Source organism: Streptomyces sp. NPDC051963, assembly GCF_044593495.1.
GTDB lineage: Bacteria > Actinomycetota > Actinomycetes > Streptomycetales > Streptomycetaceae > Streptomyces.
In genome coordinates, this window is the sequence record NZ_JBIUCC010000002.1 from 539,992 (window position 1) to 560,695 (window position 20,704).

Consider the following 20,704-nt stretch of genomic DNA (forward strand, 5'->3'; position numbering starts at 1 on the left):
CCTGACACCCGGGCCGGGGCTCGTGTCGTCCAGGGGGCTGTACATACAGCTCATGTCGTCCACAGGGCCGTTCACCGGACGGAGAAGCCGTACACCGTCTCCGAGCGGAACACCTCGCCCGGCCGCAGCACCGTGCTCGGGAACTCCGGCCGGTTGGGGGAGTCGGGGAAGTGCTGGGTCTCCAGCGCGACGCCGTCGCCGGGAGCGAAGGGCTCACCCAGGTGGTCGGCGGTGTAGAGCTGGAGGCCGGGCTCGGTGGTCGCGACCGTCAGCGCACGCCCGGACGCGGGGTCGTACACCTCGGCCACCTCCACCGGAGCCGGCGTCACCCCCTTGTCGAGCACGAAGTTGTGGTCGTAGCCGACGCCGACCTTGCGCTCCGCACGGAAGTCGAAGCCGGTGCCCTCGACCGGGGCGACACCGGTCGGGATCAGATCGTCGTCGACGGGAGTGAACCGCGAGGCGGCGATCCGCAGCTCGTGCCCGCTCGCGCTCCCCGAGCCGCTCAGGTTCCAGTACGAGTGGCTCGTCAGGTTCACCACGGTCGGCGCGTCGGTGACGGCCTCGTACGCGATCGACAGCGCGCCGGTGGCATCCAGCGTGTACGTCGCCGAGACGTCGAGCCGTCCCGGGAAGCCCTCCTCGCCGTACGGGCTGACGCGCGCCAGCCGTACCCCGTGCTCGACCGGCGTCATGTCCCACACCCGCTTGTCGAAGCCGCGCTCGCCGCCGTGCAGCGAATTGGGCCCGTTGTTCGGCGCCAGCGCGTACGTCACGCCGTCCAGCGGGAAACGGCCGCCCGCGATCCGGTTCGCGTACCGCCCGATCAGAGCGCCGAAGTACGGCTCCGGATGCGCCGGATAGCCCTCCAGGTCCGCGAACCCCAGCACCACGTTCCCCCGGCGGCCCTCCCGGTCCGGCACCTCGACCGACTGCACGATCCCGCCGTACGACAGAATCCGTACCCGGACGCCCGCGCGCTCCAGGGTCCAGCGGTGGACAGGGGTGCCGTCGGAAAGTGTGCCGAAGAGTTCGTTCATGTTCGGAACTCTAATTCGGAAGCCTGTCTCACGCTTTCTTGGCGGTGACCGCCCGATAGGCGATCTCGGCGAGGCGCGCCTGGCCGTTCACACTCGGATGGAACCAGTCCCAGTGGCTCAACTGGTCCGTGCCGAAGCGGAACTCGTACACCGCGCCGCCGTCGAAGCGGCAGCGGCGGTCCTTGGCGCAGACCTCCTCCAGCACTTCGTTGTACGCCTCCACCCGCTCCTGCACCGTGTCGCGCCGCTCGGTCGCCGCCGCGTCCAGCGCGTCCGCGTCGTCCAGCATCGACGGGCAGATGCCCAGCTTCCACACCTGCTTGCCCAGCGGATTGGTCCGCCCCTCGGACCACAGCCGCTTCAGATCCGGCACGCTCGCCACGAACACCTGGGCCTTGGGCAGAGCAGTGCGCACGGTGCTCATCGCGTCCTCGAACTGCGTCCGGAAGTCGGCCACCGAGGTCATCGCCGACGTGCTGGCCCGACAGGCGTCGTTCGCCCCCGCCATCACCGTCACCAACTGCGGCTTCCGGGCCACGGCCTGCGCCATCTGCCCGGGCACGTCCGCCATCAGCGCCCCGGTCTCGGCGTAGTTCCAGCTGCGCTCCGCGGCCTGCGCCTTGCCCAACAGCCGTACGGCGAGACTGTCCACGTCCTCCCTGCTGCCGGTCGCCCAGGAGGCCTCGGGACAGTCGGACAGGACCGCACAGGCGTCGAATCCGCGGGTGATGGAGTCGCCCACGGCGGCGACCGAGCTCGGGCTGCGGTCCCAGGCCGGCGTCGGCTTCGGCTTCACCTGCTTGGCCTCGGTGCCGTCGGGACCGGGGGAGTCCCCACCGACCGCGTCGCAACCCGCAACGCCCAGGACTGCCGCCGCCAGGGCGGCGAGTACGGCTGTCGAACGGTGGCTGCGCCTGCGCATCCCCTGGTGGTCCCCTCGCTCGACGTGCATTGTCACTCCCCCCATAACAACGCGCGGGAGTTCCCGACCGCAGGAGATGCAACGTTGCACCCCCGTACAAGCGTCCTGCCGGGTGAATGACGGGCGTTTCACGGCACTGGGACGGACGGTACGTCACACTCCTTGCGCCGTCGCACGGTAGCCTCGCCATCAAACGTGGCTTCTGCCACTGCCGTTCCGCCAGTTCGCAAAGATGGTCCGCTCAGTCCGGAGGTCCCGGTGACGACACGTGGAGTCCTGTACGTGCACTCCGCGCCGCGCGCGCTGTGCCCGCATGTCGAGTGGGCCGTCGCCGGGGTGCTCGGCACACGCGTCAACCTCGACTGGATCCGGCAGCCGGCGGCCCCCGGCACCTGGCGCTCCGAGTTCTCCTGGCAGGCCGAACCGGGCACCGCCTCCAAGCTCGCGTCCGCCCTGCGCGGCTGGCACCTCCTCCGCTTCGAGGTGACCGCCGAGCCCTGCCCCACCGCCGAGGGCGAGCGCTACAGCTGCACCCCCGACCTCGGCATCTTCCACGCCGTCACCGGCATCCACGGCGACATCCTCATCCCCGAGGACCGGTTGAGGGCGGCCCTGGTCCGCTCACAGCGCGGCGAGACGGACCTGGAAGCAGAGCTCGCGAAACTCCTAGGCAAGCCGTGGGACGACGAACTGGAGCCGTTCAGATACGCGGGCGAGGGAGCCCCGGTCCGCTGGCTCCACCAGGTCGTGTAGAGCGCCCCTTCAAGACGGCGATGGCCCGAACTCCCCATCGGAGTCCGGGCCACCTTCAATCAAGGCCGATTTCACACCGTACGGAACGCCAACACGACGTTGTGCCCACCGAACCCGAACGAGTCGTTCAGCGCGGCAATCCGTCCCTCGACAGGCAACTTCCGAGCCTCACCGCGCACGATGTCCGCCGCGGCCTCCGCCTCGGGGTCGAGGTTCTCGACGTTGATGGTCGGCGGCGCAACCCGGTTGTAGAGGGCGAGGACCGTCGCGACGGACTCGACGCCGCCCGCGCCACCCAGCAGGTGACCGGTCATCGACTTGGTCGCGGAGACCGCCATGTGGTCCGCGTCGTCGCCGAACACCTTGCGCAGCGCCTTCAGCTCGGCCACGTCACCGGCCGGCGTGGAGGTCGCGTGCGCGTTCACGTGCACGATCTCCGCCGCGTTCAGGTCGGTGTTGGCGAGCAGGTTCTGCAGGGCCTGCGAGATACCGCGCCCCTCCGGCTCCGGCTGCACGATGTCGTGGCTGTCGGCGGAGATGCCCTGCCCGACCGCCTCGGCGTACACGCGGGCACCGCGCTTCGCGGCGTGCTCGGCGGACTCCAGGACCAGGACGCCGGCGCCCTCGCCGAGGACGAAGCCGTCGCGGCCGACGTCGTAGGGACGGGACGCGCCCTGCGGGTCGTCGTTGTTCTTGGACATCGCCATCATGTTGCCGAACGCGGCGATGGGCAGCGGGTGGATCGCCGCCTCCGTGCCACCGGCGACGACGACGTCGGCGCGGCCGGTGCGGATCATCTCGATGGCGTAGCCGATGGCCTCGGCGCCGGAGGCGCACGCGGAGACCGGCGTGTGCACGCCCGCACGGGCGCCCACGAGCAGACCCACGTTGGCCGACGGGCCGTTCGGCATCAGCATCGGGACGGTGTGCGGGGAGACGCGGCGGACGCCCTTCTCCTTGAGCACGTCGTACTGGTCGAGCAGCGTCGTCACACCGCCGATGCCGGAGGCGATGACCGCGCCCAGCCGGTCGGGTTCGACGGCGCTGTCGTCACCGGCCTTGGCGGTGAACCCGGCGTCCGCCCAGGCCTCCTGGGCGGCGATCAGCGCGAACTGCGCCGAGCGGTCCAGGCGGCGGGCCTGCGGCCGTGGGATGACCTCGGACGGCTCCACGGCGACCGGGGCCGCGATACGGACGGCCTGCTCGGCCGCCCACTCCTGCTCCAGGGGCTTGACGCCGGACTTGCCGGCGATCAGGCCCTCCCAAGTAGAGGCTGCGTCGCCACCCAGCGGTGTGGTTGCGCCGATACCGGTGACGACCACGGTGCGATTGGTCGGGCTCACGGGAATTCTTTCTCCAACGGATCCGAGGATTCAGCGGCGCCACCGCCGGGTGGCGGGGCCATGCAGCCGGGCCTAGAGGGTGGCTCAGGCCTGGTGCTTGAGGATGTAGTCGGTCGCGTCGCCGACCGTCTTGAGGTTCTTGACGTCCTCGTCCGGGATCTTGACGTCGAAGCGCTCTTCGGCGGCGACGACGACCTCGACCATGGACAGTGAGTCGACGTCCAGGTCGTCGGTGAAGGACTTGTCCAGCTGGACGTCCTCAACCGGGATGCCGGCGATCTCGTTCACGATGTCGGCGAGACCGGCGACGATCTCTTCCTGAGTGGCGGCCATGTCAGGCGCTCCTTCGTATGTATCCAGAGGGTGTGGCGGTGCTTCCCGTACCGGAGTGTGATCCGGCACGGAGTGCCTAGGGGAGGGTAACGACCGTCGCGGCGTACACAAGACCCGCCCCGAAGCCGATGACGAGCGCGGTGTCGCCGCTCTTCGCCTCGCCGGTCGCCAGAAGCCGCTCCATCGCGAGCGGAATCGAGGCGGCCGAGGTGTTGCCGGTGGTGCGTACGTCACGCGCGACCGTGACGTGCTCCGGCAGTTTCAGCGTCTTCACCATCGAGTCGATGATCCGCTCGTTGGCCTGGTGGGGAATGAAGACGTCCAGGTCGTCCGCGGTGATTCCGGCCGCGTCCAGCGCTTGCTGGGCGACCTTCGCCATCTCGAACACGGCCCAGCGGAACACCGCCTGGCCTTCCTGCGTGATAGCAGGGAACTTGGCGACCTCGCCGTTGCGGTAGTCCGTCCACGGCACGGTCTGCTTGATGGTCTCGGACTTGTCGCCCTCCGAGCCCCAGACCGTCGGGCCGATCGCGGGTTCCTTGGCGGGGCCCACGACGACCGCGCCCGCACCGTCACCGAAGAGGAACGCGGTGGCCCGGTCCGTCAGGTCGGTCAGGTCGGACAGCCGCTCGACGCCGATGACGAGGACGTACTCCGCGGAACCCTCGACGATCATGCCCTTGGCGAGGGTGAGGCCGTAGCCGAAGCCCGCGCAGCCGGCCGAGATGTCGAAGGCGGCGGCCTTGTCGGTGCCGAGCTTGTCGGCGATCTCGGTGGCGACGGCCGGGGTCTGCTTGAAGTGCGAGACCGTCGAGACGATCACGCCGCCGATCTGTTCGGCGGAGATCCCCGCGTCGGCGATCGCCTTGCCGGACGCCTCGACCGACATCGCGGCGACCGTCTCCTCGTCGGAGGCCCAGTGCCGGGTCTCGATACCGGAGCGCGAACGGATCCACTCGTCGGACGAGTCGATCGTCTCGAGGATCACCTCGTTCGGCACGACCCGGGTGGGACGGTAACCGCCCACGCCGAGGATGCGCGCGTACGGGGCGCCCTTGCTGGGCTTGATCTTCGACATCTTCGTACGGCTCCTTAGGCGTCAGGCTTGGGCGTGCTCGGCGATGAGCTCGCGGGCCGCGTCGAGGTCGTCGGGGGTCTTCAGGGCCAGCGTCTTGACGCCGGGGAGCGCGCGCTTGGCCAGGCCGGTGAGCGTGCCGCCGGGGCAGACCTCCAGGAGGGCGGTGACGCCGAGCTCCTTGAAGGTCTCCATGCACAGGTCCCAGCGGACCGGGTTGGCGACCTGGCCGACGAGGCGGTCGAGCACCTCGGCGCCGGTCGCGACGGCCTGGCCGTCCTTGTTCGAGACGTAGGTGATCGTCGGGTCGGCGGGTGTCAGGTCCGCGGCGGCCTTGGCCAGCACATCGACCGCGGGGGCCATGTGCTGGGTGTGGAAGGCGCCGGCGACCTTCAGCGCGACGACCTTGCGCACACCCTCGGGCTTGTCCTCGGCGAGCGCGGCAAGCTGTTCCAGGGTGCCCGCGGCGACGATCTGGCCGGCGCCGTTCACGTTCGCCGGGGTCAGCCCCAGCTTCTCCAGATGCGCGACGGACACCTCCGGGTCGCCGCCGAGCAGCGCCGACATACCGGTCTCGGTCACCGCGGCGGCGTCGGCCATGGCCAGGCCCCGCTTGCGTACGAGGGTCAGCGCGGCGGTGTCGTCCAGCACGCCCGCGAAGGAGGCGGCGGTGAACTCACCGACGCTGTGGCCCGCGACGGCGCCCGGCGAGACACCGAGTGCCTCCGCCGACAGGATTCCGGCCGCGACCAGCAGCGGCTGGGCCACGGCGGTGTCGCGGATCGCGTCCGCGTCGGCCTGGGTGCCGTAGTGGACGAGGTCCAGTCCGATGGCGTCCGACCAGCCGGCGACGCGGTCCGCGGCACCGGGCAGTTCGAGCCAGGGGGTCAGGAAGCCGGGCGTCTGGGCGCCTTGGCCGGGAGCGACGAGTACGAGCACTCTCACACTCTCTCTTGGTTACGGGCACGGCCGCCCGTGGGGACAGGGACGAAGAACGTGAAGGGGTTTTGTAGGGCCCCGACAAAAGGCTAGGACTGGAGATCTCCATCGGCCAGACGTCCCAGGATCAGCGCGATCCGCAACGTGAACGCCGACCGTACATCCGATGGCGACCAGCCGGTGACGTCAGTCACACGTCGCAGCCGGTAGCGCACGGTGTTGGGATGGACGAACAGCATGCGCGCGGCACCTTCGAGGCTACTCGCCTGTTCCAGATAGACGCTCAGCGTTTCCAGCAGCGCCGAGCCGGCTTCCTGCAGCGGTCTGTAGATCTCCTCCACCAGCTGCTCACGGGCCGAGGGATCTCCGGCCATCGCGCGCTCCGGCAGCACATCGTCGGCCAGCACCGGCCGCGGGGCGTCCTGCCAGGCAGAACACGCCTTGAGCCCGGCCGCGGCAGCCTGCGCGGACCGGGTCGCGGCGAGCAGATCCGGTACGACGGGACCGGCCACGACCGGCCCGGCGGCGTACGGCCCGATCAGCGACTTGGCGACCGCGAGGGGGTTGTCGCTGCCGCCCGCGATCACCACCAGCCGGTCCCCGAGCACCCCGGTCAGCACCTGGAGCTTGGCGTGCCGGGCCGCCCGCCGGATCGCCTCCACGGTCAGCTCGCTGTCACCGTCGGGCGCCGTACCCAACACCACGCACACATGCTCGGGCGAGTTCCAGCCGAGGGCGGCGGCCCGTGACACGGCGCCCTCGTCGGCCTCGCCGCTGAGGACGGCGTTCACGACCAGCGACTCCAGCCGCGCGTCCCAGGCACCGCGTGCCTCGGCGGCCTGGGCGTAGACCTGGGCGGTGGCGAAGGCGATCTCGCGGGCGTAGACGAGCAGCGCCTCACGCAGCACGTTCTCGTCGCCGGGAGCGGCGACCTCGTCGATCGCGCTCTCCATGACCTCGATGGTGGTGCGCACCATCTCGACGGTCTGCCGCAGCGTGATGGCCCGGGTCAGCTCGCGCGGCGCCGTCCCGAAGACGTCCGTGGAGATGGCCTGCGGGGTGTCGGGATGCCGGAACCACTCGGTGAACGCGGCGATGCCCGCCTGCGCCACGAGCCCGATCCAGGAACGGTTCTCCGGGGGCATGGCCCGGTACCACGGCAGCGTCTCGTCCATGCGCGCGATGGCCTGCGCGGCGAGACTCCCCGACGACTTCTCCAGCCGCTTCAGGGTCGCGGGGTGGGGGTGGGCGGCGGAAGCTGCGTCGGGGGACTTGCTGGTTTCGGGTTCGGGCACGGGACAAGACTGCCTTATCCGGACGTCGGTGCGTGCGGGCGGGGCTGCGCTTGATTGCTCGGCCGCCCCTCGGGCGCTGAATGCAGTCCCTGCGACAGGGCTACGGTGGGGGCGTGATGGACGTACGGCGCGCGACGGAGCGCTATCAGGGCGGTGACCCCGTGGCCGGCATCGAGTCGTGGCACGCCTTCTCCTTCGGCCCGCACTACGACCCCGACAACCTCCGCTTCGGCCCGGTGATCGCCTGCAACGAGGAGCACCTGGTCCCCGGTGCCGGCTTCGACGAGCATCCGCACAGCCACACCGAGCTGGTGACCTGGGTCGTCGAGGGCGAGCTGACCCACCGGGACTCGCAGGGCCACGAGACGGTGATCCGTCCCGGCGACGTCCAGCGCCTCAGCTCGGCGGCCGGCGTCCGTCATGTCGAGCGCAACGACGGCACCGAGCCCCTCACGTTCGTGCAGATGTGGCTGGCCCCGCTGGAGCCCGGCGGCGACCCCGCCTACGAGACCGTCCGAGGCATCGCCGACTCTACGCCGTACGCCGTCCCGGAGGCGGGCGCGATGCTGCATGTGCGCCGGCTCGCGGCGGGGGAGCGCACCGCGGTGCCGGACGCGCCGTTGGCGTACGTCCATGTGGTGCGCGGCGCCGTCCGGCTCGGCCCGTATGAGCTGGGACCGGGGGACGCGGTGCGCGCGACGGCCGAGAAGGACCTCGAACTCCTCGCCGTGTCCGCGCCGGCCGAGGTGCTGGTGTGGGAACTGCCCGAGAAGTAGCCGGAGTTCAGCGGGCGTCGGCGAGCACGGCGTCCGTGAACGCCGGCCACACCTCGACCGCCCACGGCCCGAACGCCCGGTCCGTCAGCGCGACACACGCCAGCCGGGCATCAGGGTCGATCCAGAGGAACGTACCGGACTGACCGAAGTGCCCGAAGGTGCGCGGTGACGACGAGGACCCCGTCCAGTGGGGCGACTTGGAGTCCCGGATCTCGAAACCGAGCCCCCAGTCGTTGGGGTTCTGGTGTCCGTAGCCCGGCAGGACGCCCTTCGTTCCCGGGTACTGGACGGTCATGGCCGCGGCGACCGTACGGGGATCGAGGAGGCGCGGCGCCTGCACCTCGGCCGCGAACCGCACGAGGTCGTCGACGGTCGAGACGCCGTCCTTCGCGGGCGACCCCTCCAGCGAGGTCGACGTCATCCCCAGCGGCTCCAGCACCGCCTGCCGCAGATACTCGCCGAAGGGGATCTCCGTGGCCTTCGCGATGTGGTCCCCGAGCTGCTCGAAACCCGCGTTGGAGTACAGCCGCCGCTCGCCGGGCGCGGCGGTGACCCGGTGTTCGTCGAAGGCGAGCCCCGAGGTGTGGGCGAGGAGGTGACGGACGGTCGACCCGGGCGGGCCCGCCGGTTCGTCGAGCTCGACGGCCCCCTCCTCGTACGCGACGAGAGCGGCGTAAGCGGCCAGCGGCTTGGTGACCGAGGCCAGCGCGAACCGCCGGTCGGCCGGTCCGTGGGACCCGAGGACGGTGCCGTCGGCTCGTACGACGGCCGCCGCGGCGGCGGAAACCGGCCAGTTCTCGATCAACGCGAGGCTCTTCAAGGACATGCCGTCGAGCCTAAGGGCCTCAGAGCAGCAGCCGCATGGAGGGGTCGCTGTCCCTGGTGAAGCCCAGTGACGCGTACAGCGGCTCGGCGTCCGGAGAGGCGTTGAGGAGGACATGCCCGGCACCCCGCTCGCGCAGCCACGCCAGCAGCTCCTCCATGCACGCGCGCGCGTACCCGCGGCGTCGGGCGTCCGGGTCCGTCGCGACGCTGAAGACCTGCCCGACCAGCCCGTGCGGATTGCCGCTCCGCCCGATCCGGTAGTCCACCGTCCCGGCCACCATCGCGGCCAGCGCACCCGGTCGCTCCGGATGCTCGACGACGAACGCGGCGAACCCGTCGTCCGGGCCGGCGAGCCGGGCCCGCAGGGTGGGCAGGGACTCGGCATGCCAGTCGGTGTCGCCCTTGGCGGACCTTCCGGAGAAGACCGAGTCGATCATGACCTGACGCAGACGGAGCACTTCCTCCGCGTCCTCGGCAGTGGCACGGCGTACGAGACTCATGCCCCGCACGCTAGTCACACCCGCCCGCCGAGTCTTGCGCATTTCTCACGGTCCGCTTGCCTGGAGTGCACTCCAAGGTCATAGCTTTGAGGTCATGACGGTGATGGACACCACGAGTACCACGGCCGACACCTGCGCGGGGCCGCCGCATGTCGATCGGCGGCCGGACGGCCAGGACAGCTACACGATCAGCGAGGTCGCCGCGTTCACCGGACTGACCGCGCACACCCTGCGTTGGTACGAGCGAATCGGCCTGATGCCGCACATCGACCGCTCGCACACCGGTCAGCGCCGCTACAGCAACCGCGACCTGGACTGGCTCGACCTCGTCGGCAAGCTCCGGCTGACCGGTATGCCGGTCGCCGACATGGTGCGCTACGCCGAGCTGGTGCGCGAGGGCGACCACACCTACGGCGAGCGGTACGAACTCCTGGAGGCGACCCGCCGGGACGTACGCGCCCGGATCGCTGAACTCCAGGACACCCTTTCCGTACTCGACCGGAAGATCAACTTCTATGGGGACGCCGGGCGCGCCCTGGCGTCGGAGAGGCCCCGATGACCGACAGCACCAGGATCGCGACGACCCGTCTCGGCGAGCACGGCCCCGAGGTGGGCGTCCAGGGCCTCGGCTGCATGGGCATGAGCTTCGCCTACGGCCCGTCGGACGCCGATGAGTCCAGGGCCACCCTGGAGCGGGCACTGGAACTGGGCGTCACGCTGTACGACACGGCGGACGCGTACGGCGTCGGGGAGAACGAGAAGTTCCTCTCGCCGTTCTTCAAGGCACACCGCGACGAGCTTGTCATCGCGACCAAGTTCGGCCTGGCGATCCACCCGGACGACCCGACGAAGCGGATCATCCGCAACGACACGCCGTACATCCGCCAGTGCGTCGAGGCGAGCCTGAAGCGCCTGGACGTCGATGTCATCGACCTCTACTACATGCACCGCCGGGACGTGAACGTCCCCATCGAGGAGACCGTCGGCGTCATGGCCGAACTGGTCCGCGAGGGCAAGGTCAAGCACCTGGGTCTGAGCGAGGTGACAGCGGGCGAACTGCGCACCGCACACGCCCTGCACCCCATCGCGGCCGTGCAGTCGGAGTGGTCCCTGTTCAGCCGCGACATCGAGGCGAACGTCGTCCCCGCCGCGCGCGAACTGGGCGTCACACTCGTGCCGTACTCACCCCTCGGCCGAGGCTTCCTCACCGGCTCCTTCGCCGCCGCCGAGGACCTCACACCCGACGACTTCCGCCGCCAGCAGCCCCGCTTCACCGGCGACAACGCCGCGGCCAACGCGGCCCTCCTCGACCCGATCCGCACGGTCGCCCACTCCCACGACGCCTCCCTCGGCCAGATCGCCCTGGCCTGGGCCCAGCAGCAGGCAACGGTGCACGACCTTCCGGTCGTCCCGATCCCGGGCACCCGCAAGCCCAGCCGCGTCGAGGAGAACACAGCGGCGACGAGGATCGTGCTGGGCGAGGACGACCTGGCCTTGCTGGAGCCGATCGCAGCGAAGGTGGCAGGCGACCGCTACAAGGACATGACGTTCACGTCGGCCGGCAGGGAGTAATAACGCAGGGGACTGCATCGCCCCGATAGGGGCGCGGGGCTGTATCAATGTGCGACTCCGCCGCGTGGGCGCGAGCAACCCTCCACGACCCGCGCCCAACCACCGGAGGTACCCGGCAGACGCTAAAGCTCCGCCAACAACTCCGCCTTCTTGGAAGAGAACTCCTCATCCGTCACCAGCCCGGCCTGATGCAGCTCCCCGAGATGACGGATCCGCTCGGCAATATCCGCAGGATCCCGGCGCGGCGCAGCCGCAGCCGGGACAGCGGGCCCCACGGAGTGATCCCGAACCGCCGCCAGCACAGCCGCAGCGAACGGCAACGACTCATGCACGGGCCCATACCCCAACCCGAACACCACAGCCCCCGGATCCTGATCGACCTGCACAGCCGGCGCAGCCGAATCGCGCCGCAGCAGCCGCAGATACCCCTCGAACACCTCGGGTGACCGCCACTCGACCCCACCGAGGTCGGCGAGGGCGAACGTCTGATCCCCGGCCTTCCACTTCGCGGACGACGCCCCCGTCCAGAACCACCGGAAGGACACGGCCCGTCCGTCGAAGGACGCCTTGGCGTCGTACGCCTTGAAGGCCCGCGGAGCTTCCGGCGCGGGCACCAGATACCGTTCCGTCGGCCCGCTCTCGGTCAGCACGGCGCGCAGCTCGTCGGCGTAGTACTCGGCCAGGGTCTCCTTGTCGGCAGGGAGCACCAGCCGATAGGGATCGCTGCCGTCCTTGAGCTGCCCGGCGGCCGCCTCCATCAGCGGATCCGCCCCCGGTCGCGGCTCGGCCCGCAGGACCACCGTCCCGCGTTTGCCGGGAGCGATCGTGACCCCCTGGAGAGCTGCCAGCGGCACGCGTCGTTCTCCGAGCACCTGGAACAGCTTGGGTGTTCGAATCCCCCGTTCGTAACGGATGAGCACGGAGTCGGACTCGAACTCCCAGGCGGCATGAAATCCGGCCAGCACGTCACCCATGCGGCTCATCGTATGCGGCACGAGCTTCTTCGTCCCCTCCCCGCGCAAACCGCAGTTTCTTGCGTCTCTACGCGCGTCCGGCCATGGTCGTGTCGGACAAACCCGCCCGACAGGCTTTGTCATCGTCAGCGCAGTGCACCGAGCGGTACGCGCCAATGCCGATCTCGGCGAAGTTCAGCAGACTCTCCGTGCCCGGCTCGAAATAGCCGCTGTGTCCCTGCGCGTCCCGGGCCGCCAGCACCCGTGCCCCGAACGCGCGGGACATCGGATCGGCGCCGTGGCCCAGGCCCCCGAGCTCGAGGTTCGGCACGTCCTCGATCCAGTCGTCGGCGTCCCGCATCGCCCACACATGCGCGGAGGTGCGCAGATGGGACGCCTTGGCGGCCCGCATGCCGGGGCTGCCGGCCACAGCTATGTCGGCGACCCGGTCGGGCAGTGAGCGTGCGGCGATCCCGCACACCACGGAGCCGTAGCTGTGGCAGAACAGCGAGACGTCCGAGTCCCCGGGCAGCCCCCGCACCAGCGCATTCAGTCGTACGGCGCCGTCCACGGCCCGTGTCGCGGTGGCCGAGTCGATGCCGAGACCGGCGGGCGCGGTGTAGTCGGCCCAGGCGATCACGGCCGTACGCGTCGAAGGGCTCGCCTTGCGCTCGGCCGTGTAGAGGGATTCGGCCATGCCAGCGGTCGCCGTGTACTTGCGGGACGTCTTCTGGAAGCTGAGCAGGTCCGTGTCCACGCCGGGCACGACGACGGAGATGCGCTGGGCCTTGTCCAGGTTGCCGAAGACCTCGGCGACCCGTCCCGAACCCGCGGGATCGAAGGCGAGGATCGTGCGGCCGGTCCCCATCAGCGACTCGAGCCGGTGCATACGCCGGCCGGCATCCTGCTGTCCGTCGAGCGTGAGGCGGTCGTCGTGCATGCGTTTTCGCTCGACCTTGCGCGCCTGGTCGATGGCGATCCGGTTGGCCTGGTAGCGCAGCTCGACGGGGGCGCCGTTCATGTTGCCGACCGCGAGGGGATAGCGCTGCGCGAGGTCGATGCGCTGCGCCGCGGTGAGCGAGGCGAAGAACCGGGCCAGCAGAGCGGGGCCGGCGTCCGGGTCGGGGAGCAGCCGGCCGTTGATACGGCCGTGCTCCCATGCGCTGACCGAGGACTGGAGCGGGGTGGACGTCCGCTGGTGGCGCATGGCGGTCCAGCCCGATGTCGCCAGCATCACGAACACCACGGCCAGCGCGAGCAATGCGCGCCAGACGTTCAGTTGGGGGGACGTATCGAAGGAAGTCACTGGGAGGACACACTAGGAGAACGAGACGGTCTCGCGTTAACCAAGTGACGGGTATCACGTTTGGGGGTTACGTGACGATGACCTCAGTTCGTTCGCCAGTTCCCCGTGAGCGCCGGTCCCACCTGCTCCAGATACCTGGAGGCCAGCTCACGCATCGCGGACAGGCTGAAGTCGTCCCCCTCGGACCACTGCCGCTCGGCGATCCGTATCACCGAGCCGAACGCCGCCACGATGATGCGCGGCCGCGGATCGGCGTCCACGTCGAGCCCCTCGCGCCCGGCGATGATGCGCGCGATCTCCTCCTCCAGCTCCGCCGCGCGCCGCAGATGGGCCGCGAGCAGAGCGGGCGTCGACTCGATCACCCGTTGGATACGCATATGGAGTTCGAGCGGCACGACTTCCTCGACGGCTTCGCCGATGGTGTCCCAGCTCTCCAGGACGGCCAGGCGCAGCGCGTCGAGCGGGGCCTCCTCGGGCGGGCGGGCGCGCACGGCGTCGACGAAGTGCGACTCGGCGAGGCGTGCCGCGAAGAACGCGACCTCTTCCTTGCTGGTGAAGTAACGGAAGAAGGTGCGCTGCGAGACCTCGACGGCCTCGGCGATGTCGTCGACGGTCGTCTGCTCGTACCCGCGGGTGGTGAACAGTTCGAGGGCGGCGCGCAGCAGCGCGTCCCGGGTGCGCTGCTTCTTGCGCTCGCGCAGCCCGGACGGAGGTGCGGTGCCCATCAGCCTCTCCTCCGAACTGTTGCCCCAGTTCAAGCTATATACGAGTGACGTGACAGTTACCGACTTGTGAATTGGTTTGTCAACTGTCAGTGGCTGTCATTAGCCTCGAACGCATGACTAGTCAGACCACCATCGACAAGACGGGGCCGGGGGACAAGGCGCCATCAGCCCCGTCGGACGCGGCACCCGCCAAGGGACTGCGCGGCCACCCGTGGTTCACCCTCATAACCGTCGCCGTCGGCGTCATGATGGTGGCCCTTGACGGCACCATTGTCGCCATCGCCAACCCGGCCATCCAGAAGGACCTCGGCGCCACCTTCGCCCAGGTCCAGTGGATCACCAACGGCTACTTCCTCGCTCTCGCGGTGTGCCTGATCACCGCCGGCAAGCTCGGTGACCGCTTCGGCCACCGCCAGACCTTCCTCATCGGCGTCGTCGGCTTCGCCGCCGCTTCCGGCGCCATCGGCCTGTCGAGCAGCATCGGGCTCGTCGTCGCCTTCCGCGTCCTTCAGGGTCTGTTCGGCGCGCTGCTGATGCCGGCCGCGCTCGGCCTCCTGCGCGCCACCTTCCCCGCCGAGAAGCTGAACATGGCCATCGGTATCTGGGGCATGGTCATCGGCGCCTCCACCGCGGGCGGCCCGATCCTGGGCGGCGTGCTGGTCGAGCACGTCAGCTGGCAGTCGGTGTTCTTCATCAACGTGCCGGTCGGCATCCTCGCCGTGGTCCTCGGCATCGTGATCCTTTTGGACCACCGCGCCGAGAACGCCCCGCGGTCCTTCGACATCCTCGGCATCGCGCTGCTGTCCGGAGCGATGTTCTGCCTGGTCTGGGCGCTGATCAAGGCGCCCGAGTGGGGCTGGGGCGCCGGGCAGACCTGGCTGTTCGTGGCGGCGTCGGTGGTCGGCTTCGTGCTCTTCGCGATCTGGGAGAAGAGGGTCAAGGAACCCCTGATCCCGCTCGGCCTGTTCCGCTCGGTCCCGCTGTCCGCGGGCGTGATCCTCATGGTCCTGATGGCCATCGCGTTCATGGGCGGCCTGTTCTTCGTGACGTTCTACCTCCAGAACGTGCACGGGATGAGCCCCATCGACGCCGGACTGCACCTCCTCCCCCTCACCGGCATGATGATCGTCGGCTCGCCGCTCGCGGGCGCGATGATCACCAAGTTCGGCCCGCGTGTCCCGCTGGCCGGCGGTATGGCGTGCGTCGCGATCGCCATGTTCGGCATGTCCACGCTGGAGACGGACACGGGCAGCGGCATCATGTCGCTCTGGTTCGCCATGCTGGGCTTCGGCCTCGCGCCGGTCATGGTCGGCGCCACGGAGGTCATCGTCGGCCATGCCCCGATGGAGCTCTCCGGCGTCGCGGGCGGCCTCCAGCAGGCCGCGATGCAGATCGGCGGCAGCCTCGGCACGGCCGTGCTGGGCGCCGTGATGGCCTCCAAGGTCGACAGCGACCTCGCCGGGAACTGGGCGGACGCGGGCCTTCCGCAGCTCACGCCGGAGCAGCAGGCCCAGGCCTCCGAGGCGGTCCAGGTCGGCGTGGCACCGGTGGCCAAGGGCACGCCGGAGGAGATCGCCGCGAAGATCACGGACGTGGCCCATGACACCTTCATCTCCGGTATGAGCCTGGCGTCGCTGGTGGCGGCGGGCGTCGCGGTGGTGGCCGTCCTGGTCGCGTTCCTCACCAAGCGCGGTGAGAACGCGGAGGCGGGAGCGGGAGCCGCTCACATCTAGGCGCCCAACGCACGGGATTCCACGGCGATTTCGCCTATCAGGGTGACAACGCTAAAGATTCCTCGCCCCCGGTGCGCGCCGCGGTTCACAGTGGTCGAGCCCCACCCGTACGGCATGTTCCAGAGGCAAGCCCGTACGACGAGAAGGGCGACCGGGACTGCGGCGCGCCGCCGGAGGGGGGTGGCGCGCCGACAGCCCGCAGGATTGGTCCCGGTATCCGGGGTACTCGCCTCGTCGACACGAATCGACCGACAGGCCCCGGGAGTTGAAGATGGCGGGCTTCGGACACGGAACGCGCAGGTACCCCCGATCACGTAGCCGGACGAGGTCACGATGGCGGTCCCCCCGGTCGAGCGGATTCGAGACTGGGGGAGGGCCGGATCGCGCAACACTCGGCATCACCGGTGTCATCTGCGCCGTGGCCGGCTTCTTCACCCTGGGCATCATCCTCGGCCCGGTGGCCATGGTGTGCGGCTGGCTGGCCATGGGCCGGACCTGGTCGCGCTCGCGCCCCGTACCGGCCCTGATCGCACTGGTGCTGGGCGCGGTGGACACGCTCCTGGCCATCGTCTGGCTGGCAGGCACAACCCCAGGAAACGGTCTCTTCTAATCGCGCCCCAGGGACCGCGCCCCAAGGGGCCCGGGGCTGTGTCAATATGCGGCTCCGCCGCGTGGGCGCGACAAGCCACAACGAACCCGCAGTCGCGCACTCACCCTCGGCCCTACGGTCAAAGGCGCTGCTCTTCCCCGGCCCTGGGCGCGGAGCGCAACGCCGCCACCTCGGCCCGCAGTGCCCGGACCTCGTCCGTAAGCGCGACGATCGCCTCCGTCTGCCGACGTTCCTCCACGTCGTCCGACTCGAACCGCGCAATGAACCACGCGGCGATGTTGGCCGTCACCACACCCAACAAGGCGATCCCGGACAGCATCAAACCGACGGCCAGAATCCGCCCCAGCCCCGTCGTCGGCGCATGATCCCCGTACCCCACGGTCGTCATCGTCGTGAACGACCACCACAGCGCGTCACCCAGCGTTGTGATGTTCCCGTTCGGTGACTCCCGTTCCACCGACAGCACAGCCAGCGACCCGAACATCAGCAACGCCACCACGGTCCCGGCGACATACGTCGTCAGCTGGATCTGCGAAGCCATCCGCGCCCGCCGCCCCACGAGCAGCAAGGTCGAGACGAGCCGCAGAATCCGCAGCGGCTGCAACAGGGGCAGCAGCACCACGCACACGTCGATCCAGTGCCGGCGCAGAAAGTCCCTGCGGTGCGGAGCGAGCCCCAGCCGCACCGCGAAGTCGGCGGCGAACGCCCCCCACACCATCCATTCGGCGACCGTGCACGCCACCATCAACGACCGGCTCGCGGTGCTGTCCAGGATCGGCACGGCATAGGCCACGGCGAACACGACCGCGAGCGCCAGCAGGGGCCGTTGGGTGCGCCGTTCCCAACGTGCTTGCGCCGACTGTTCCTCCATGCCCCGCATCGTAGGTGTCTGCAGCGCCCCGTAAGGGGCGCGGGGAACTGCGCGACCAGCCCCCCCGCGACCCGCAGATACTTCCCGGCCTTCGCGGAGCGCTACGCGTCGCCGCCCGCGGCCCCCGGATCGGCGGCCGACACATCCAGCAGCTGGTACCGGTCGACGGCCTGCTTCAGCACCGACCGATCCACCTTCCCCGCCTTCGCCAGCTCGGTCAGTACGCCCACCACGATCGACTGCGCGTCGATGTGGAAGAACCGCCGAGCCGCCCCGCGGGTGTCCGCGAACCCGAACCCGTCGGCCCCGAGCGACTGATAGGTCCCGGGCACCCATCGCGAGATCTGGTCCGGAACCGACCGCATCCAGTCGGAAACCGCCACGAACGGACCCTCGGCCCCGCTCAGCTTCCGCGTCACATACGGCACCAGCTGCTCCTCCTCGGGATGCAGCAGGTTGTGCTCCTCGCACGCCACGGCCTCGCGCCGCAGCTCGTTCCAGGAGGTCGCCGACCATACGTCGGCCTTCACGCTCCACTCCTCGGCGAGGATCCGCTGCGCCTGAAGAGCCCACGGCACCGCGACACCGGACGCCATGATCTGCGCCGGAATCGACCCCGAAGTCCCCGCCGAGAGCCGGTGGATGCCCTTGAGGATGCCTTCCACGTCGACGCTCTCCGGCTCGGCCGGGTGCTGGATCGGCTCGTTGTAGACGGTGAGGTAGTAGAAGACGTCCTCGCCGTGCGGGTGTTCCGCGTCGCCGCCGTACATCCGGCGCAGACCGTCCTGCACGATGTGCGCGATCTCGTACGAGTAGGCCGGGTCGTACGCCACACAGGCCGGGTTGCTGGAGGCGAGCAGCTGCGAGTGGCCGTCCGCGTGCTGGAGACCCTCACCGGTCAGGGTCGTACGGCCGGCGGTCGCACCCAGCACGAAACCGCGCGCGAGCTGATCGCCCATCTGCCAGAACTGGTCGCCGGTGCGCTGGAAACCGAACATCGAGTAGAAGACGTACACCGGGATGAGCGGTTCGCCATGCGTCGCGTACGACGAACCCGCGGCGATCAGCGAGGCCGTGCAGCCCGCCTCGGAGATGCCGTCGTGCAGCATCTGGCCGGTCGGCGACTCCTTGTAGGCGAGCAGCAGATCGCGGTCCACCGACTCGTACTGCTGGCCCAGCGGGTTGTAGATCTTCGCACTCGGGAAGAAGGAGTCCATGCCGAACGTGCGGTACTCGTCCGGCGCGATCAGCACGAACCGCTTGCCGATCTCCTTGTCCCGCATGAGGTCCTTGAGCAGCCGGACGAAAGCCATCGTCGTCGCGATGGACTGTTGGCCGGAGCCCTTCTTCACGGTCGCGTACGTCTTGTCGTCCGGCAGCGCCAGCGGCTTCGAGCGCACGACGCGGGTCGGGACGTAACCGCCGAGCCCATTGCGGCGGTCGTGCATGTACTGGATCTCTTCCGAGTCCCGGCCCGGGTGGTAGTAGGGCGGCAGGCCGGAATCCAGCTCCTTGTCGGAGATCGGCAGATGCAGCCGGTCGCGGAAGCCCTTGAGGTCGGCGACCGTCAGCTTCTTCATCTGGTGCGTGGCGTTGCGGCCCTCGAAGTTCGGGCCGAGCGTCCAGCCCTTGATCGTCTTGGCCAGGATCACCGTCGGCTGGCCCTTGTGCGCCTTGGCCGCCGAGAACGCCGCGAAGATCTTCCGGTGGTCGTGCCCGCCGCGCCCCAGGTGCAGGATCTGGTCGTCGGTCATGTTCTCGACCATCGCGCGCAGCCGGTGGTCGTCCCCGAAGAAGTGCTCGCGGATGTACGCGCCGGTCTCGGTGGCGTATGTCTGGTACTGCCCGTCCGGGGTCGTGTTCATCCGGTTGACCAGCACGCCGTCCCGGTCCTGGGCCAGCAGCGGGTCCCAGGTCCGGTCCCAGACGAGCTTGATCACGTTCCAGCCGGCGCCCCGGAAGATCGACTCCAGCTCCTGGATGATCTTGCCGTTGCCGCGTACCGGTCCGTCCAGGCGCTGAAGGTTGCAGTTGACGACGAAGGTCAGGTTGTCGAGGCCCTCACGAGCCGCGATGGACAGCTGGCCGAGCGACTCCGGCTCGTCCATCTCGCCGTCCCCGAGGAACGCCCACACCTGCGACTTGGAGGTGTCCGCGATACCGCGCGCCTCCAGATAGCGGTTCATCCGCGCCTGGTAGATCGCGCCGATCGGGCCGAGGCCCATCGACACCGTCGGGAACTCCCAGAAGTCCGGCATCAGGCGCGGGTGCGGATAGCTGGACAGTCCGTACGGCGCCTTCGACTTCTCCTGCCGGAACCCGTCGAGGTTCTCCTCGCTGAGGCGGTCCAGCAGGAACGCGCGCGCGTAGATGCCCGGCGAGGCGTGGCCCTGGAAGAAGACCTGGTCGCCGCCGTCGCCCTCGTCCTTGCCGCGGAAGAAGTGGTTGAAGCCGACGTCGTAGAGCGAGGCGGAGGACGCGAAGGTGGCGATGTGGCCGCCGACGCCGATGCCGGGGCGCTGGGCACGCGAGACCATGACCGCGGCGTTCCAGCGGGTCGCGTTGAGGATGCGCCGCTCGATCTCCTCGTTGCCGGGGAAGAACGGCTCGTCCTTGGTGGCGATCGTGTTGACGTAGTCCGTGCTGCGCATCTCCGGCACGGCCACGCGCTTCTCGCGGGCCCGCTCGATCAGCCGCAGCATCAGATAGCGGGCCCGCTCCCGGCCGCGCTCGTCGACGGCGGCGTCGAGGGAGTCGAGCCACTCCTGGGTTTCCTCGGGATCGAAGTCAGGAACCTGACTCGGAAGGCCGCCAATGATGATCGGGTTGCGATCGGATCCGGAAGCCACGGTGTTCCTTACCTGTCGGAGGGCTGCTTTTTCGGGGTTTTCGGGTGCCCAGCACCGTCCACCATCGTCTACCTCGGCATGCCAAACGTCATCTCTACTTCGAGGTAACCCAAGCTTGACGCTCCTATAGGGTTCCCAAACACGCAAAGAGGGCAGAAAGGTGTGGCGTATGTCACTGAGGGCTTCGGGCGTCGTGCCTGGAGTTGCGGCGACACGGTCGGGAACGTCACCGTTTCGGCGGTCTGAACGGCCGGGTACTTGCGCGATCCGCCCCGCCCGTGTGG

Annotated in this window: 20 protein-coding genes; 6 read left to right on the forward strand and 14 right to left on the reverse strand. The window is 69.5% G+C overall.

The genetic code is table 11. The features are described from left to right. Window positions 1–71: 71 nt before the first annotated feature. Entirely contained in the window at window positions 72–1,040 is a 969-nt protein-coding gene (locus ACIHFB_RS08830) for an aldose epimerase family protein (RefSeq protein WP_365278481.1), read from the reverse strand. A 28-nt stretch (window positions 1,041–1,068) separates the two neighbouring features. Continuing rightward, window positions 1,069–1,962, reverse strand: coding sequence for an SGNH/GDSL hydrolase family protein (locus ACIHFB_RS08835; RefSeq protein WP_400126758.1), 894 nt, complete (start codon window positions 1,960–1,962; stop codon window positions 1,069–1,071). A gap of 258 nt (window positions 1,963–2,220) precedes the next feature. Between ACIHFB_RS08835 and ACIHFB_RS08840 the strand changes: the two genes are divergently transcribed. Further along, window positions 2,221–2,715: a DUF3145 domain-containing protein gene (locus ACIHFB_RS08840; protein WP_210586705.1), complete on the forward strand. Its 495-nt coding sequence runs from the start codon at window positions 2,221–2,223 to the stop codon at window positions 2,713–2,715. 71 nt (window positions 2,716–2,786) lie between these two features. On the opposite strand, the gene ACIHFB_RS08845 is transcribed toward ACIHFB_RS08840, so the two are convergent. The 5 genes from ACIHFB_RS08845 to fasR all read right to left on the reverse strand — a co-directional run bounded on the left by ACIHFB_RS08845 (window position 2,787) and on the right by fasR (window position 7,700). Further along, window positions 2,787–4,058 (reverse strand): beta-ketoacyl-[acyl-carrier-protein] synthase family protein, encoded by a 1,272-nt coding sequence (locus tag ACIHFB_RS08845; protein ID WP_365278477.1) that lies wholly within the window; start codon window positions 4,056–4,058, stop codon window positions 2,787–2,789. Between the two features lie 84 nt (window positions 4,059–4,142). Next, window positions 4,143–4,391: an acyl carrier protein gene (locus tag ACIHFB_RS08850; RefSeq protein ID WP_015660680.1), complete on the reverse strand. Its 249-nt coding sequence runs from the start codon at window positions 4,389–4,391 to the stop codon at window positions 4,143–4,145. 76 nt (window positions 4,392–4,467) lie between these two features. After that, window positions 4,468–5,469, reverse strand: a complete 1,002-nt coding sequence (locus tag ACIHFB_RS08855; RefSeq protein ID WP_365278473.1) for a ketoacyl-ACP synthase III — start codon at window positions 5,467–5,469, stop codon at window positions 4,468–4,470. A 21-nt stretch (window positions 5,470–5,490) separates the two neighbouring features. Next, complete coding sequence (locus ACIHFB_RS08860) at window positions 5,491–6,405, reverse strand: ACP S-malonyltransferase (RefSeq protein ID WP_365278470.1); 915 nt, start codon at window positions 6,403–6,405, stop codon at window positions 5,491–5,493. 89 nt (window positions 6,406–6,494) lie between these two features. Continuing rightward, window positions 6,495–7,700, reverse strand: a complete 1,206-nt coding sequence (gene fasR / locus ACIHFB_RS08865) for a fatty acid biosynthesis transcriptional regulator FasR (RefSeq protein WP_365278467.1) — start codon at window positions 7,698–7,700, stop codon at window positions 6,495–6,497. Between the two features lie 113 nt (window positions 7,701–7,813). Here fasR and ACIHFB_RS08870 point away from each other — a divergent pair, with 113 nt between their 5' ends. Next, window positions 7,814–8,476, forward strand: a complete 663-nt coding sequence (locus ACIHFB_RS08870; protein WP_400126065.1) for a pirin family protein — start codon at window positions 7,814–7,816, stop codon at window positions 8,474–8,476. 7 nt (window positions 8,477–8,483) lie between these two features. Here ACIHFB_RS08870 and ACIHFB_RS08875 read toward each other — a convergent pair whose 3' ends face one another. Continuing rightward, window positions 8,484–9,302, reverse strand: a complete 819-nt coding sequence (locus tag ACIHFB_RS08875; protein ID WP_365278461.1) for a serine hydrolase domain-containing protein — start codon at window positions 9,300–9,302, stop codon at window positions 8,484–8,486. A gap of 19 nt (window positions 9,303–9,321) precedes the next feature. Continuing rightward, window positions 9,322–9,801, reverse strand: coding sequence for a GNAT family N-acetyltransferase (locus ACIHFB_RS08880; protein WP_400126067.1), 480 nt, complete (start codon window positions 9,799–9,801; stop codon window positions 9,322–9,324). Between the two features lie 94 nt (window positions 9,802–9,895). Here ACIHFB_RS08880 and ACIHFB_RS08885 point away from each other — a divergent pair, with 94 nt between their 5' ends. Continuing rightward, a complete protein-coding gene (locus tag ACIHFB_RS08885; RefSeq protein WP_365278456.1) occupies window positions 9,896–10,360 on the forward strand; it encodes a MerR family transcriptional regulator in 465 nt (154 codons plus the stop codon). Continuing rightward, window positions 10,357–11,373, forward strand: coding sequence for an aldo/keto reductase (locus tag ACIHFB_RS08890; RefSeq protein ID WP_400126070.1), 1,017 nt, complete (start codon window positions 10,357–10,359; stop codon window positions 11,371–11,373). The genes ACIHFB_RS08885 and ACIHFB_RS08890 overlap by 4 nt, the downstream gene beginning before the upstream one ends. Window positions 11,374–11,495: 122 nt before the next feature. On the opposite strand, the gene ACIHFB_RS08895 is transcribed toward ACIHFB_RS08890, so the two are convergent. The 3 genes from ACIHFB_RS08895 to ACIHFB_RS08905 all read right to left on the reverse strand — a co-directional run bounded on the left by ACIHFB_RS08895 (window position 11,496) and on the right by ACIHFB_RS08905 (window position 14,357). Beyond that, the gene (locus ACIHFB_RS08895) at window positions 11,496–12,347 is read right to left on the reverse strand and encodes a DUF4429 domain-containing protein (RefSeq protein WP_365278450.1); all 852 of its coding nucleotides are present in this window, start codon (window positions 12,345–12,347) and stop codon (window positions 11,496–11,498) included. A 67-nt stretch (window positions 12,348–12,414) separates the two neighbouring features. Then, window positions 12,415–13,632 (reverse strand): alpha/beta hydrolase, encoded by a 1,218-nt coding sequence (locus ACIHFB_RS08900; protein ID WP_365278447.1) that lies wholly within the window; start codon window positions 13,630–13,632, stop codon window positions 12,415–12,417. Between the two features lie 83 nt (window positions 13,633–13,715). Next, the gene (locus ACIHFB_RS08905; RefSeq protein WP_400126072.1) at window positions 13,716–14,357 is read right to left on the reverse strand and encodes a TetR family transcriptional regulator; all 642 of its coding nucleotides are present in this window, start codon (window positions 14,355–14,357) and stop codon (window positions 13,716–13,718) included. A 113-nt stretch (window positions 14,358–14,470) separates the two neighbouring features. On the opposite strand from ACIHFB_RS08905, the gene ACIHFB_RS08910 reads away from it, so the two are divergent. Further along, complete coding sequence (locus tag ACIHFB_RS08910) at window positions 14,471–16,090, forward strand: MFS transporter (RefSeq protein ID WP_400126074.1); 1,620 nt, start codon at window positions 14,471–14,473, stop codon at window positions 16,088–16,090. Between the two features lie 271 nt (window positions 16,091–16,361). Continuing rightward, window positions 16,362–16,700, forward strand: coding sequence for a small hydrophobic protein (locus tag ACIHFB_RS08915; protein ID WP_400126076.1), 339 nt, complete (start codon window positions 16,362–16,364; stop codon window positions 16,698–16,700). A gap of 118 nt (window positions 16,701–16,818) precedes the next feature. Here the strand turns inward: ACIHFB_RS08915 and ACIHFB_RS08920 are convergent, their stop codons facing one another. Together ACIHFB_RS08920 and aceE are read right to left on the reverse strand one after the other, a co-directional pair. Continuing rightward, entirely contained in the window at window positions 16,819–17,571 is a 753-nt protein-coding gene (locus tag ACIHFB_RS08920; RefSeq protein ID WP_400126078.1) for a potassium channel family protein, read from the reverse strand. 101 nt (window positions 17,572–17,672) lie between these two features. After that, window positions 17,673–20,420, reverse strand: a complete 2,748-nt coding sequence (gene aceE / locus ACIHFB_RS08925) for a pyruvate dehydrogenase (acetyl-transferring), homodimeric type (RefSeq protein WP_400126080.1) — start codon at window positions 20,418–20,420, stop codon at window positions 17,673–17,675. Window positions 20,421–20,704 lie beyond the last annotated feature (284 nt).